Raw genomic sequence first — 13,334 nt, 5'->3', positions numbered from 1 at the left:
CCAATATCTGTGATTGCTTGTTCCGGGCTGACCGGCCGCAAGCTTGGATTGCAGAACCAGAAATCGGAAAGTGGAAATGGAATAAAAGAGATGGAAAAGACGAGTGCACAGGTGCCCGCTCCGCCTCATTCCCGGAAAAGCTAGCCGCTGAACTTGATCTCGTCGATTGTCGTCAGCACCGTCTTGGCCGAAACACCCGGCGCATTGGCGAAATGCCAGGCGACATATTGCTCGGCATAAGGATCGGCGGATGACATGCCGTCGACGGGCAGGATGACGTTCATGCCCTTCAGCGCCGCATAGGCTGCCGTATTCAGCACCGCGCCTTCGGATGCCGTGCCGGTCACGATAATGGTCTTGATGTGCTTCTCGGTCAGGATCTTTTCGAGATCGGTGTTGATGAACTTGTTGGCCCCGGCTTGCACGATCGGATCATCAGCGTCGGGCGCCAATACGTCGGCGATATCTGCTTTCGCAGCGCCGCCCGTGATGCTGTAGATAACGGGCAGGCCGCTCTTGCGGGCCTCCTCCATCAACTTTTCCACCTTCGGCAGCGAAGCGATGCAGCGAGGCTTGTTCCTGGTGTTGCATGGCCCCTTGGACGGATCCTGCGCGCCATTGAAATCGAGCAGCAGCAGCGCCGTATCCGACTTATCCACGGTGACCGGCTTCAGCACAGGCGCAGGCGGCACCTTGATCGTATTCCAGTCGTCGATCACGGTCGCTTGCGTCGTGGAGACGTCGAGAAGTGCGATGGCGAATGCGGCTAAGGCTTTGTACGAACGGGTTTTCATGCCGGACTTCCTCCGGGGCAAAAGGGTCGCCGGAAATCTCCGAACTCATCCCTCGCCTGTCAAATCACCAAGCCGCGACCAGGACTTGATCCTGTAAGAAACTGGCTTCCATTACCTCCGGCGTAATTGATAGGGTGCGCTGCCTTCCCCCATGATCGCGCTGCCTGGAATTGATGGGCGATCAAAAGGAGATGACCCGATGAACGACGCAAACACCAACGCCGAGCGCTACCTTGCCATCTGGAACGAGACGGATGCCGCCCGCCGCCGCGCTCTCATAGCCGAGAGCTGGAGCGAAGCCGCCACCTATATCGATCCGCTGATGCGCGGCGAAGGCCATGAGCAGATCAACTCGCTGGTCGAGGCCGTACAGAGCCGCTTTCCCGGCTTCCGCTTCGAACTGATCGGCGTGGCCGATGGTTATGGCGACAACCTGCGCTTCTCCTGGGGCCTCGGCCCTGAAAATGGCGAAGCGCTGATCAAGGGCACGGATTTTGCCGAACTCGAAGGCGGCAGGCTGAAATCCGTCCGCGGCTTCATCGACCAATTGCCGGAAGCCGCCTGATGACCCCTACCGCCCGCTCTCTCGGAGATCACCTGCGCGAATGGCGCCAGCGTCGCCGCATGACCCAGCTCGACCTCGCGCTGGAGGCCGAAATCTCGCAACGGCATCTGAGCTTCATCGAGAGCGGGCGCTCGACCCCGAGCCGCGAAATGCTGCTGCATCTTGCCGAGCGGCTCGAAGTACCCCTGCGTGACCGGAACCCGCTGCTGCTGGCAGCGGGTTTCGCCCCCGTCTTTGCCGAACGTAGACTGGATGATCCGGCCCTTGAGCCGGCACGGCGCGCCATCAACATGGTGTTGAAAGGGCATGAGCCCTTCCCGGCACTTGCCATCGACCGCCACTGGACACTGGTGGCCGCAAACGCCGCCATTGCACCGTTGCTCGAAGCCGTTGCCGATCCATCTTTGCTGGAAACGCCGGTCAACGTGCTGCGCCTCAGTCTGCATCCGCAGGGGCTGGCACCGCACATCATCAATCTCTCGGATTGGCGCACCCATCTCCTCGACCGGCTGCGGCAGCAGATTTCGGTCTCGGGCGACCCGGTGCTGGAAAAGCTGTTTAAGGAGCTGCTGTCCTATCCGGCGCCCAAAGATGCGAGCGGGACTCACACCGATCTTGCCGGCATTGCCGTTCCCCTGCAGCTTTCAACTAAGGCCGGCCTGCTCTCGTTCATCTCGACGACAACCGTCTTCGGCACGCCTGTCGATATCACCCTGTCGGAACTCGCGATCGAAACGCTCTTTCCGGCCGACGAGGAAACGGCCGCGATCCTGCGCGGCCATCTCGCTAATTAGGAATCAGAATTCCACGCCCGGCTGCCCCTTGATGCCGGAGCGGAAGGGATGCTTGACGAGCTCCATCTCGGTGACGAGATCGGCGATCTCGATCAGCTCGTCCTTCGCGTTGCGGCCAGTCAGCACGACATGGGTCATGTGGGGCTTTTCGTTCCTAAGGAAATCGACCACCTCGTTGATATCGAGATAGTCATAGCGCAGCGCGATGTTGATTTCGTCGAGCAGCACCATGGAATTGTGCTCGTCGCGGATCAGTTCCTTGGCCTTTTCCCAGGCAGCACCCGCCGCCGCGACATCCCGCGCCCTATCTTGCGTTTCCCAGGTAAAACCCTCGCCCATCGTGTGAAACTGGCAGAGATCCGAGAAATGCTTCTCGATCAGGTCACGCTCGCCGGTCCACATCGCACCCTTGATGAACTGCACGACGGCAGACGGCTTGCCGTGAGCGATGTGACGGAAGATCATGCCGAAAGCAGCCGAAGACTTGCCCTTGCCCTTGCCGGTATGGACGATGATCAGGCCCTTCTCATCCGTTTTCTTTGCCATGATCTTGTCGCGGGCGGCCTTCTTCTTCGCCATCTTCTCGGCGTGGCGGGCATCGTCCTTTTCGGCTGTCTCTACTGGTTCATCACTCATGGCTGGCTGCCTGCTCTTTTCTTGGTTTCGTTGATTTCAGTGAGGTTGAATTGCGCCGAATTGCTGCGCGGCGTCCAGAGCTTGCGCTCGATCGCCTCCAGCAACCGCTCCCTCATTTCGGACAGGGCGGCCGGGTTCTTCTCGGCCATGAAATCGCGCACCTTGGGATCGGCGACATAGGCCTGGTAGACCGCCTCGAAATGATGGTTGCCGACAGCACCGGTCGTCGCCGCAAAGGCAAAGAGATAATCGACCGTGGCGGCAATCTCGAAAGCGCCCTTGTAGCCGTGGCGCATGACGCCATCGATCCATTTCGGATTGACGACGCGACCGCGCACCACGCGCCCGATCTCCTCTTCGAGGGAGCGGATAACAGGCTTTTCCGGCCGCGAATGATCGTTGTGATAGATCGCCGGCCGCGCACCGCCGAGCGCTTCCGCCGCCGCCGCCATGCCGCCTTCGAACTGGTAATAGTCGTCGCTGTCGAGCAGGTCATGCTCGCGATTGTCCTGGTTCTGGACGACCGCCTGAATGGACCGCAGCCGTTCCTCGAACACCCCGCGCTCGGCCTGCCCCTCCTCGCCCGCGCCATAGGCATAGCTGCCCCAGACGAGATAGGCCTCAGCCAGATCGGCCCGCCGCTCCCAGCCCTTCTCGTCGATCAGCGCCTGCAGGCCCGCACCATAGGCGCCGGGCTTCGAGCCGAAGATGCGATAGCCGGCCCGCTTTGCGGCGGCCTTCTCATCGAGCCCGGCAGCGGTCAGCCGCGCCGCCTCGCCGCGCATGCGCTCGGCAATCGGGTTATCCGCGGCATCCTCCTCGAGCGCGCCGACGGCTCGGATCGCCTTGTCGAAGAGCGCGATCTGCTCCGGGAATGCATCGCGGAAAAAGCCCGATATACGCAGCGTCACATCCACCCGCGGCCGCCGCAACATGGCGGGCGGAATGATCTCGTAGCCGGTGACCCGCCGCGAGGCCATGTCCCACACGGGCTTGACGCCGATCAGGGCCAGCGCCTGGGCAATATCGTCGCCACCGGTGCGCATGTTCGACGTGCCCCAGGCCGTCAGCCCGAAGGAGACGGGCCATTCGCCGTGATCCTGTACGTAACGGCGGATCAGCAATTCTGCGGATTTCTTGCCGAGCTCATAGGCTGCCGGCGTTGGCACCGCGCGGCTGTCGACGGAGTAGAAATTCCGCCCCGTCGGCAGGACGTCAGGCCGCCCGCGTGTCGGCGCTCCGGACGGGCCGGGTGGGATGAAACGGCCGTCGAGGCCGCGCAGGAGGGCGTCAATCTCGGCGGGGCCGCAGGCGAGGATAGATGGCTTCAGGCGGGCCTCGATTTCGTCGAGTACCCGTCTGGTTTGGAACCAGAGAATTGGGCATGCGAGTTCGCCGGAGACGAGCTTGGCGGCGAGCAGTTCGATGCGCTCGACCGTATCGCCGTTGGTGCGCCAGGGAGCGTCGGTAATATCGGCGAGGATTGGTGGACGTGGACCAGTCCAAAGCGCTGCCATATCGCAATCGAGAGGATCGAAGGAACGCTGAAGCGCGCGGCTCCCCTTCTCCCCAGCGGGGAGAAGGTGGCCCGAAGGGTCGGATGAGGGGGCCGCAGACTCGGCTTCGCCTATGCTCAGCCGCTCGCTCCTACCGTCGCTCACCCCCTCATCTGTCCTGACGGACATCTTCTCCCCGCTGGGGAGAAGCGGGAAACTGAACCCAGCATCCCCGGCAATCGCGCGCTGCAAACTCGCATCCTCACCCTCACCCAGCCCACGCGGCACCCGCGCCAGCGCCACGGTGAGATCCGTCAGCAGGCGCCCCTCGGGCGACAATCCAAACACATGCAGCCCGTCACGGATCTGCATTTCCTTGAGATCGCAGAGATAGGCATCGAGCTTCTTCAGCGCCTCGCCTTCGCTCTCACCCTTGGCAATCCCCGCATCACGATCGAGCCCGATATCCGCAACAAGATCGAGGATTTGCCGCGAGAGCAGCCGGATGCGCCTGGGATCACCACCCGACGCCTCGTAATATTCATCGACCAGCGCCTCCAGATCCTTCAGCGGCCCGTAGCTTTCGGCCCGCGTCAGCGGCGGCGTCAGATGGTCGATGATGACGGCAGCCGTGCGGCGCTTGGCCTGCGTGCCCTCGCCGGGATCGTTGACGATGAAGGGATAGAGATGCGGCAGCGGCCCGAGGATCGCTTCGGGATAGCAGGTCTCCGACAGCGCCAGAGACTTGCCCGGCAGCCATTCCAGATTGCCGTGCTTGCCCATGTGAATGACGGCCTGCGCGCCGAATTCTTCGCGCAGGAAAGCGTAGAAAGCGAGATAGCCGTGCGGCGGCACGAGATCGGGCGAGTGATAGCTTTCCTTCGGATCGATATTATAGCCGCGCGCCGGCTGGATACCGATCAGCAAGTCGCCGAACCGCGCAAAAGGCAGGGCGAAAGCGCCATCGCGGACATAGGGATCGCTCTCCGGCAAACCCCAGCGCGCGCTGACTTCATCCTGAATCTGAGCGGGAAGAGATTCCAGGAAATCATTGTATCGACTCAGGGAAATCGTTTCGCGCACGACCTTGCCATCGAAGCCGGAATTGGTCGGCCCCTGCATCAGATGCCGTATCAACGCATCGCCATCATCAGGAATATCGGCGACCGGATAACCGGCCTTCTTCATCGTCCGCATGACTTCGATCGTGCCGGCTGGCGTATCGAGGCCGACGCCATTGCCGAGCCGTCCGTCGCGGTTCGGATAATTCGCCATGACGAGCGCGACCCGCCGTCCCTCCACAGGCATCTGCCGCAGCCGCGCCCAGTTAGCCGCAAGCGCAGCGACATAGCGCATGCGCCCGGCATCCGGATCGCTGGAAACGATATTGGCCTCGACCGCAGCATCGTAGCGCGCCGCCGATTTGAAGGAGACGGCGCGCGACAGTACCCGGCCGTCCACCTCCGGCAACGCGACATTCATGCCGAGATCACGCGCCGACAAGCCTTGTGAGGAAGCGGCCCAGGCTTCCCGCGACGAAGCGGAAAAGATCGCCTGCAGCACGATGGCGTCATTGGCCTCCAGCACTGTCGGCTGGCGATCGGCGCCGGGTGCGGAGACGGCAAAGCCGGTCGTGTTGATGACGACATCGGGCTTGAGGTCGGCGAAGATAGATTCAAGTATGCCTTTGGAGACGGGATCCTTGAGGCTGTAAGCGAAGACCGGCAGCGGGCGCAGGCCCTGTGCCTGCAAGGCTTCGATGAGTGCTTCGACAGGGCGGGTTTCGCCGCTTTGAACGAGGGCGCGGTAGAATGCGATGGCGACAGTCGGCACCGACCGTCCCTTCTCCCCATCGGGGAGAAGGTGGCCCGAAGGGTCGGATGAGGGGGCCACGCCACAAACCTCGCCATCGTACTCCCGCTGCTCGCTTCCTCCGTCGCTCGCCTCCCTCATCTGCCCTGTCGGGCATCTTTTCCCCGCTGGGGAGAAGGCAGAACCTGCTACCGCCTTCCACTCCTCAATCCCGACAAGCCCCCGCCCCGGCCACCAGATCCCCGCCTTCATCAGCGGCGCGGCCGGCGCCGGCTTCTCCGCCCCGGACAGCATCGCCGCCGCATAGGCCAGAAAGCCCCGCGCATTGGCGTCACCGCCCTCGATCAGATACCCCCAGAGCGCATTCAGATCATCGAGCGCCAGATTCGAAAACGGCGTCAGCCCCGCATCCGGCCGCGCATCCCCCGGCAGCACCGCAATCAGCGCCCCGTTGCGGGCGGCAACCGCATGCAACGCCTCCAGCGCATAATGGAAATAGCTCGCCCCACCCAGCGCTCGCACGATGATCAGCTTCGCATGCCGCGCCGTGCGCTCGATATAGGTATCGACCGACATCGGATGCTTCAGGCTCATCAGGCTCGCAAGCCTCAGCGAATGCCCCGTCGCTCCGCCGCCATAAGCCGCGGCGATTGCCGCAAGCTCGGTGTCGGCGGCCGACAGGAACAGGATATCGCCCGGCGACTGGCCGAGGTCGATGGCCTCGTCCCCGTCGCTGATCGTTCCCTGTTGAGCCAGAAGCAGATGCATCGAAACTCCTTATTAGACCAGCGCCACAATCGCCTTGCGCACCGCGTCCTGATCCATCTCGTGCAGGCCGATGACGACGAGGCGCGTGCTGCGTGCTTCGCCCGGCGCCCAGGCGCGGTCGAAATACTGGTCGATGCGGGCACCCACGGCCTGCAGCTGCAAGCGCATCGGCTTGCCGGAGACATCGATGAAGCCCTTGAGGCGTAGCACGTCATGCTCGGCGATGATGCCCTTCAGCTTCTCGGTAAAGCCTGCCGCATCCGCAATCGCGCCGAGCTCGACGACGAAGCTGTCGAATTCGTCGTGATCGTGCGGCGTACCGTCCTCATGCTCCAGTTCGTGATGGGACTTGCGGTTGATCACATCGCCTTCGGTGCCGATGCCAAGGCCGAGCAGCACGCTTACGGGCACTTCGCCGTTCTTCGCTTCGATCATGACAGGCTTGCGGGCGATGCGCGAAGCAACTTCGCTCTTCACGCGGGAAAGACCTTCGGCGTCGATGAGATCGGTCTTGTTGAGCACGATGAGGTCGGCGCAGGTCAGCTGATCCTCGAAGAGCTCCTCGATCGGGCTTTCATGATCGAGCGATTCATCCTCGACGCGGCGTGCATTGACGGCATCATGGTCATCGGCAAACCGCCCGGCGGCGACGGCCGCGCTATCGACCACGGTGATGACGCCGTCAACGGTGACTTCGCTGCGAATATCCGGCCAGTTGAAAGCGGCTACCAGCGGCTGCGGCAAAGCAAGACCCGAGGTTTCGATGACGATATGATCAGGGCGCTGCTCGCGCTCCAGAAGCTTCGTCATGGTCGGAATGAAATCGTCGGCCACCGTGCAGCAGATGCAGCCATTGGTGAGTTCAATGATATCGTCCTCGGTGCAGTTCTCCGCCCCGCAGCCCTTCAGCACATCACCATCGACGCCGAGATCGCCGAACTCGTTGATGATGAGCGCAATCTTCTTGCCGCCGGCATTGGTGAGCAGGTTGCGGATCATGGTCGTCTTGCCGGCGCCGAGGAAGCCGGTGATTACGGTTGCGGGGATTTTCTGCTGCATGGAACTAACCCTTCATTTTCAGCGGCAGTCCTGCCGCGATAAAATAGACATCCGCGGCTTCTGCCGCGATCATTTGGTGCAGCCGGCCGGCATGGTCGCGGAACTCCCGCGCCATGCGATTCTCGGGCACGATACCGAGACCGACTTCATTGGAAACGATGACGAGCCGCGCCTTTGCCGTAGGAAGCCAGGTGGCAAGGGCGGCGGACTGGGCGGCGATATCGCGCTCGTCCATCATCAGGTTGGTGAGCCACAGTGTCAGGCAGTCGACGAGAACAGCCCTGCCCTCGCCGTCGATGGCGGCAAGGCGTTCGGTCAGATCCAGCGGCTCCTCATGCGTGGTCCAGGAAGGGCCGCGGTCGGCCTTGTGCTGGTCGATGCGCGCCCGCATTTCGTCGTCCCAGGCGCGGCCGGTGGCGATGTAGTGGCGGTCGAGGCCGCTGGCTGTCACGAGGTTTTCGGCAAAGCGGGATTTGCCGGAGCGGGCACCGCCGAGGATGAAGGTGGCGGTCATGCTCGGACGACCCTCGCAGAAAGCGCCGAACACAAGCAAAGCGTCAAATGACAGGAGTACCCTGCGGCCCCCTCATCCGACCCTTCGGGCCACCTTCTCCCCGCGGGGGAGAAGGGGAAACCCCACCGCACCACCAGAGGCAGCGCTGAATCATATCCTTCAGCCAAGACAACCTCCGTGCTGGCAGCGGGTGAATACCCAGAATGGGCATTATGCCCGGCATGGATGGCAGGTCTCCTGGCTCGCAGTTGTCGGCGGCGACCGGGGCGACCGTTTGCGGTCACCCCTGATCGTGCCAGCGGATCTGCCTCGCCTTCCCGGCTGCATCTCGTGAAAAGGCGGACGATTCGTAGAATTGGAGGCGTCCTGCCCCGGCTGATCACGATGCATTTCCAGTGGCTTTTCCGGCACCTGTCCCACCTTGCCCGCCTGCACCACGCAGGCTGCCGACGCAGCGGTCGAAATGCCGGATGGAAGACCCTGACTGCTCTACAGTCGCGGGGTCGGCTGTGATGAAAGCGCCCGGTTTGGGTCCGCCCCGTCACATTCCCTTTTCATCCGGAAGGCGTAACGCCGATCCGGAACCATCCATTATGTCTATTCATGGTTAGGCCCCCGCCCCCGCCATGTCAATTGGCGCACTGAGTGCATACAGCCCTCATCTCGACTTAGACTACAGATATTATCGTCTTTAATCAAAGGCTTACGTCACAAAAACTTTACGGCCCGGCCGGTATTTCGCCGCAATTGCCGCTCATACGGATGCCGGCCCCGCCCTTGACCTGCACTCCTGCTGCCTAGTTTCCCCATGATGCTCTCCCGAATGGATATCCGCCGCCTCGGCCCTCTTGGCACAGTCCTCGATCCGGGACGCATGCGCGCGCTCGTCCGACATAGCGAAATGGGCATGGTCTTTGCCGGCGCGCTCGTCGGTATCGCCTCGGGGCTTGCGGTCACCGCCATGAGCTACGTCTCGGAGGAGATGCACAGGCTGATCTTCGGCATCGACGGCACGACGAGGCTCAGCGCCTCGCAGATCGACAACAAGTTCCTGCTGATGGCCGCCCCGGTTGCTGGCGGCATGCTGCTCGGCCTGCTCATCTTCATTCTCGCCAGATGGCGCAAGAAGCCGATGGTCGACCCGATCGAGGCGAATGCGCTGCATGGCGGCCGCCTGTCGCTGACGGACAGCATCCTCGTCGCCATCCAGAATCTTGTCTCCAATGGTTTCGGCGCATCCGTGGGGCTGGAAGCGGGCTATACGCAGCTTGCCGCCGGCATCGCCTCGAAATTCGGGCTGAAGCTGCAGTTGCGCCGCTCCGACATGCGCGTCCTCGTCGGCTGCGGTGCGGCGGGCGCCATCGCTGCCGCCTTCAACGCGCCGCTGACGGGCGCCTTCTATGCCTTCGAGCTCATCATCGGCACCTACACGATCGTCTCTCTGACGCCTGTCGTCGTCGCCGCTCTTGTCGCTACGCTGGTCGCCCGTCTGCTCTCCGGCAGCGATTTCATCATCGATGTCGGCAGCTTCGGCGCGGTCGCCCCGGCCGATTACGTTCCGGCGCTGCTGCTTGGCGCTGTCTGCGCCGGCGTCGGCATCCTCATCATGCAGGGCGTCTCCTTCGTCGAGGAACTGGCGCGCAAAAGCTCCATCGCGCTGCCCTTCCGCCCGGCGCTCGGCGGCATCGTCGTCGGCCTCCTGGCGCTGGTCTCGCCGCAGGTGCTGGCCGCCGGCCACGGCGCGCTGCATCTGAACCTCGCCCATGAGATCACCATCCCGGCACTCATCGGCCTGTTTCTGCTGAAATCGGTGGCCTCTGCTGTCTCGATTGGCTCCGGTTTCAGGGGCGGCCTGTTCTTCGCCTCGCTCTTCATGGGTGCGCTGCTTGGCAAGCTCTTCGCCTACTCGGCCCCTTATTTCGCCGATGCCAGCCTGACGCCGGTTATCTATGCCGTCGTCGGCATGAGCTCGCTGGCCGTCGCCGTCATCGGCGGGCCGTTGACCATGACCTTCCTGGCGCTGGAGATCACCGGCGACTTTCCGATCACCGCTTTGGTGCTCGCCGCCGTCATCACCTCCTCGCTCGTGGTGCGCACGACCTTCGGCTATTCCTTCGCCACATGGCGCTTTCATCTGCGCGGCGAAAGCATCCGCAGCGCCCATGATGTCGGCTGGATCCGCAACCTGACCGTCGACAAGCTGATGCGATCAGATGTGAAGACGGCAAAACCCGGAATAACGCTGGACGAATTCAAGCAGGCCTTCCCGATCGGCTCGACGCAGCGCGTCATCCTCGTGGAAGAAGGCGACAAGTATGCCGGCCTCGTGCTGGTACCGGAAATCTACGCCAACCCCACCAGCGCGCAGGACGAAGCCCAGCAGCTGACCGATTTTATCCGGTATAAAAACGACTTCCTGCAGCCGCAGATGAACGCCAAACAGGCGGCTGCGATCTTCGACAAGACCGAAAGCGAAGCGCTTGCCGTCGTCAACAACCTCATCGAGCGCAAGGTGATAGGCCAGCTCAGCGAAAGCCACACGCTGCGCCGCTACAGCGAAGAACTCGACCGCCGCCGTCGTGAGGTTTCAGGCGAGATCTGAGGCATTTGCCGCTGAAGTCAGAAACACGCCGCCATTAGAGCTACGCATCAAACTTTCTGAAAATCGATTCCGATTTCAGGCCACTGCCGTAGTAGGTACCGCGAGCTTGAACACGTCCGCCCTCTTCGAAACGCCGCGCAATTCGAACGATCCCAGATGTTCGCAGGCGACACCGCAGGCGGCCGCGAAGCTTTCCGACATCAGAAGGGGCTGGCCGAGTTCGCCGCAGAGTTTCTCGAGCCGCGAGGCCTCGTTGACGGCCCTGCCGATCACGGTGAAATCAAGCCTGCCGCGAGCGCCGACATTTCCGTAAAACACCTCGCCGAGATGCAGGACGACGTCGACGCCGATATCAGGCCCGCCCTCGCGCATCCGCCGACGATTGAGCGCCTCGTTTGCCTCCAGAACATTTCGGGTCGAGGCGAGCGCAGCCATGCAGGCCTTCTCGGGATCCTCGCCGTCTTCACCGCCTGTCGGAAAGATCGCCAATACGCTGTCGCCCATGAACTTGAGGATCTCGCCGGAATTTTCCTCGACATGGCGGCCGATCAGCTCGAAATGCTCGTTCAGAAACCCGGCGATCTCACCGGGTTGATAGACTTCGGTCAACGCCGTGAAGTTTCTGAGGTCAGCAAGCAGGATCGCGGCATTGATGGCGCCTCCCGTTCCCCTCTGGACCTCGCCCGCAAGGATGCGCGCACTCGTCTTAGCGCCTGTATAGACAGCAAGGATGTCCGAGGCGGTTCTCGATGCCGCGATGCGGTAGCAGGCAAGCCCCAGTGCCGGGAAAAGCTTTGCGATAATCGTCAGCTGATCATTGGAAAATCCGCCCGGCCTGTCGCTTGTCAGGGACAGGCTGACCCCGCGCAACGCGGCCTCCTTCGGAAACTCCAGCAGGCTGACCAGATGATCCGTACCGCCGCCAAGCGCGAATTCTGCAAGCTGCGGATAGTCGTCGACACCCTCCCCCTTGGCAAGGATCCAGCGCCCCAACGTTTCGCCTCGGCCCAACAGATAATAGATCGGCGTCTTCTCGAAGCTCAGCTGCGCCGCGCTGCCATATTCGGCCCTCTCGATGGTGGTCGCGCCGCCCCGCACGAAATTGGCCGAGATGCCGGCATACATGGGATGAATGGATGGCATCGCGATACTGCCTCGCCAGATGGGAAAGCCATCCGCGATCAGCCGATCGCACAAACCGGCAATGAGCTCACCGATATGTTCGCTCCTGATTCCCTCGTCTATAAGCCACTGAATATGATCGTTAATTTCGGAACCTCCACATGGGCCGGTGCAATTCTATAATCGGAAATAGGGCGAATGGGCGGCAATGCCGAACCGGGCTGCGACCTCAGGCAATGGCTGCGAGGCCAATGTTTCTAACCATCCATCCCGGCAACGATAACCGCGGGGCAGGCGAAGAGAGAACGATACCTGGCGACACCTTCATTTGCCTGCCTCGCCTCCTCATACCATTCCCGGGCAATGGAGGCGGTGCGGAATTCGATGATCAGAAGCCTGTTCATCTGCCGGTTTCCCTGGACCGGTTGGACCCTGCCGCCCGGAGACCGGACACGGCCTCCATGGAACGTCATATCCGCCGATATGCATGCAAGATAATCATCGATCGCCTGATCTTTGATATCGGGATGGATTTCGAGAATGAAATAGGCGCTCATGGATCGCTGCCTGTAACAAGGGCCGAACAGCCATGCGAGAGTATCGACATGACGCTGACGATTCCTTAGAATATCGAAACAATTAGTTCGGAGATCTAAACGTTTTGCCGAAAAAGTCAACTGACCGCCTCGCGCGCTACATTCCGACGGTCCAGCTGTTTTCGGCCCGGCTCGGGCTGTTCCACCAGAAGGTGGCCGAGCAGGTGGGCTTGACCAGCACCGAATTCAAGTGCTTCCGGCTGTTGGAAAAACTCGGACCGCTGTCGATGACGGCCCTGTCGAGCGAGGTCGGATTGAAGATCGGGACGGTCAGCGGGCTGATCGACAAGCTGGAGGCGACCGGCTTTGTCGTCAGGCAACGGGACGAGACCGACAAACGCCGCCTTGTCCTGGTTGCCTGTCCCGAGGCCTCGGCACGCGCCACCCGGCTCTACGAGGAGCAGAGCGAGCCGGTCTCCGCGATCCTGGACTCCTACAGCGAGCCGGAATTCAACCTGCTGCTGACCTTCCTCACCGATCTCGGCAATATCTTCGCCCGGACCTCTCCGCCGTCGCTGAAAGAACCGCATCCCGAGCAGGCCTCCACCCACTCCGGTGAGAAGCCATGAAAAACGC

At 62.1% G+C, this 13,334-nt stretch carries 11 protein-coding genes and 1 riboswitch; of the genes, 4 read left to right on the top strand and 7 right to left on the bottom strand.

Features of this window, described 5'->3' with window-relative positions; genetic code table 11:
- Nucleotides 1-140 precede the first annotated feature (140 nt).
- Nucleotides 141-794, bottom strand: coding sequence for an isochorismatase family protein (locus tag AC1DUP_RS03535; protein WP_477832095.1), 654 nt, complete (start codon nucleotides 792-794; stop codon nucleotides 141-143).
- 199 nt (nucleotides 795-993) lie between these two features.
- Between AC1DUP_RS03535 and AC1DUP_RS03530 the strand changes: the two genes are divergently transcribed.
- Together AC1DUP_RS03530 and AC1DUP_RS03525 are read left to right on the top strand one after the other, a co-directional pair.
- A complete protein-coding gene (locus tag AC1DUP_RS03530; RefSeq protein ID WP_477832094.1) occupies nucleotides 994-1,359 on the top strand; it encodes a nuclear transport factor 2 family protein in 366 nt (121 codons plus the stop codon).
- On the top strand, nucleotides 1,359-2,153 hold the full coding sequence (locus AC1DUP_RS03525) for a helix-turn-helix domain-containing protein (RefSeq protein WP_477832093.1): 795 nt from the start codon (nucleotides 1,359-1,361) through the stop codon (nucleotides 2,151-2,153). Before AC1DUP_RS03530 ends, AC1DUP_RS03525 begins: the two co-directional genes overlap by 1 nt.
- Before the next feature lie 3 nt (nucleotides 2,154-2,156).
- Here the strand turns inward: AC1DUP_RS03525 and cobO are convergent, their stop codons facing one another.
- The 4 genes from cobO to cobU are packed head-to-tail and all read right to left on the bottom strand — an operon-like array spanning nucleotide 2,157 to nucleotide 8,438.
- Nucleotides 2,157-2,789, bottom strand: coding sequence for a cob(I)yrinic acid a,c-diamide adenosyltransferase (gene cobO / locus AC1DUP_RS03520; RefSeq protein ID WP_477832092.1), 633 nt, complete (start codon nucleotides 2,787-2,789; stop codon nucleotides 2,157-2,159).
- Nucleotides 2,786-6,865, bottom strand: a complete 4,080-nt coding sequence (cobN, locus tag AC1DUP_RS03515; protein WP_477832091.1) for a cobaltochelatase subunit CobN — start codon at nucleotides 6,863-6,865, stop codon at nucleotides 2,786-2,788. Before cobN ends, cobO begins: the two co-directional genes overlap by 4 nt.
- A 12-nt stretch (nucleotides 6,866-6,877) precedes the next feature.
- The gene (gene cobW / locus AC1DUP_RS03510) at nucleotides 6,878-7,924 is read right to left on the bottom strand and encodes a cobalamin biosynthesis protein CobW (protein ID WP_477832090.1); all 1,047 of its coding nucleotides are present in this window, start codon (nucleotides 7,922-7,924) and stop codon (nucleotides 6,878-6,880) included.
- Nucleotides 7,925-7,928: 4 nt separating this feature from the next.
- Complete coding sequence (gene cobU, locus AC1DUP_RS03505; RefSeq protein WP_113311179.1) at nucleotides 7,929-8,438, bottom strand: bifunctional adenosylcobinamide kinase/adenosylcobinamide-phosphate guanylyltransferase; 510 nt, start codon at nucleotides 8,436-8,438, stop codon at nucleotides 7,929-7,931.
- Between the two features lie 210 nt (nucleotides 8,439-8,648).
- Nucleotides 8,649-9,042: riboswitch (cobalamin riboswitch) on the bottom strand.
- Nucleotides 9,043-9,249: 207 nt separating this feature from the next.
- Between cobU and AC1DUP_RS03500 the strand changes: the two genes are divergently transcribed.
- On the top strand, nucleotides 9,250-11,040 hold the full coding sequence (locus AC1DUP_RS03500; RefSeq protein ID WP_113311180.1) for a chloride channel protein: 1,791 nt from the start codon (nucleotides 9,250-9,252) through the stop codon (nucleotides 11,038-11,040).
- A 75-nt stretch (nucleotides 11,041-11,115) separates the two neighbouring features.
- Here the strand turns inward: AC1DUP_RS03500 and AC1DUP_RS03495 are convergent, their stop codons facing one another.
- Together AC1DUP_RS03495 and AC1DUP_RS03490 are read right to left on the bottom strand one after the other, a co-directional pair.
- Nucleotides 11,116-12,183, bottom strand: a complete 1,068-nt coding sequence (locus tag AC1DUP_RS03495) for an adenylate/guanylate cyclase domain-containing protein (RefSeq protein WP_477832089.1) — start codon at nucleotides 12,181-12,183, stop codon at nucleotides 11,116-11,118.
- Nucleotides 12,184-12,419: 236 nt separating this feature from the next.
- Nucleotides 12,420-12,719, bottom strand: coding sequence for a DUF1330 domain-containing protein (locus AC1DUP_RS03490; protein WP_113296735.1), 300 nt, complete (start codon nucleotides 12,717-12,719; stop codon nucleotides 12,420-12,422).
- Nucleotides 12,720-12,823: 104 nt separating this feature from the next.
- Between AC1DUP_RS03490 and AC1DUP_RS03485 the strand changes: the two genes are divergently transcribed.
- Nucleotides 12,824-13,327 (top strand): MarR family winged helix-turn-helix transcriptional regulator, encoded by a 504-nt coding sequence (locus tag AC1DUP_RS03485; protein WP_477832088.1) that lies wholly within the window; start codon nucleotides 12,824-12,826, stop codon nucleotides 13,325-13,327.
- Nucleotides 13,328-13,334 lie beyond the last annotated feature (7 nt).

Source organism: Rhizobium sp. 01L419, assembly GCF_056400025.1.
Note: the sequence above shows the minus strand (reverse complement) of the source record. Positions and strands in the feature narration are given on the sequence as shown.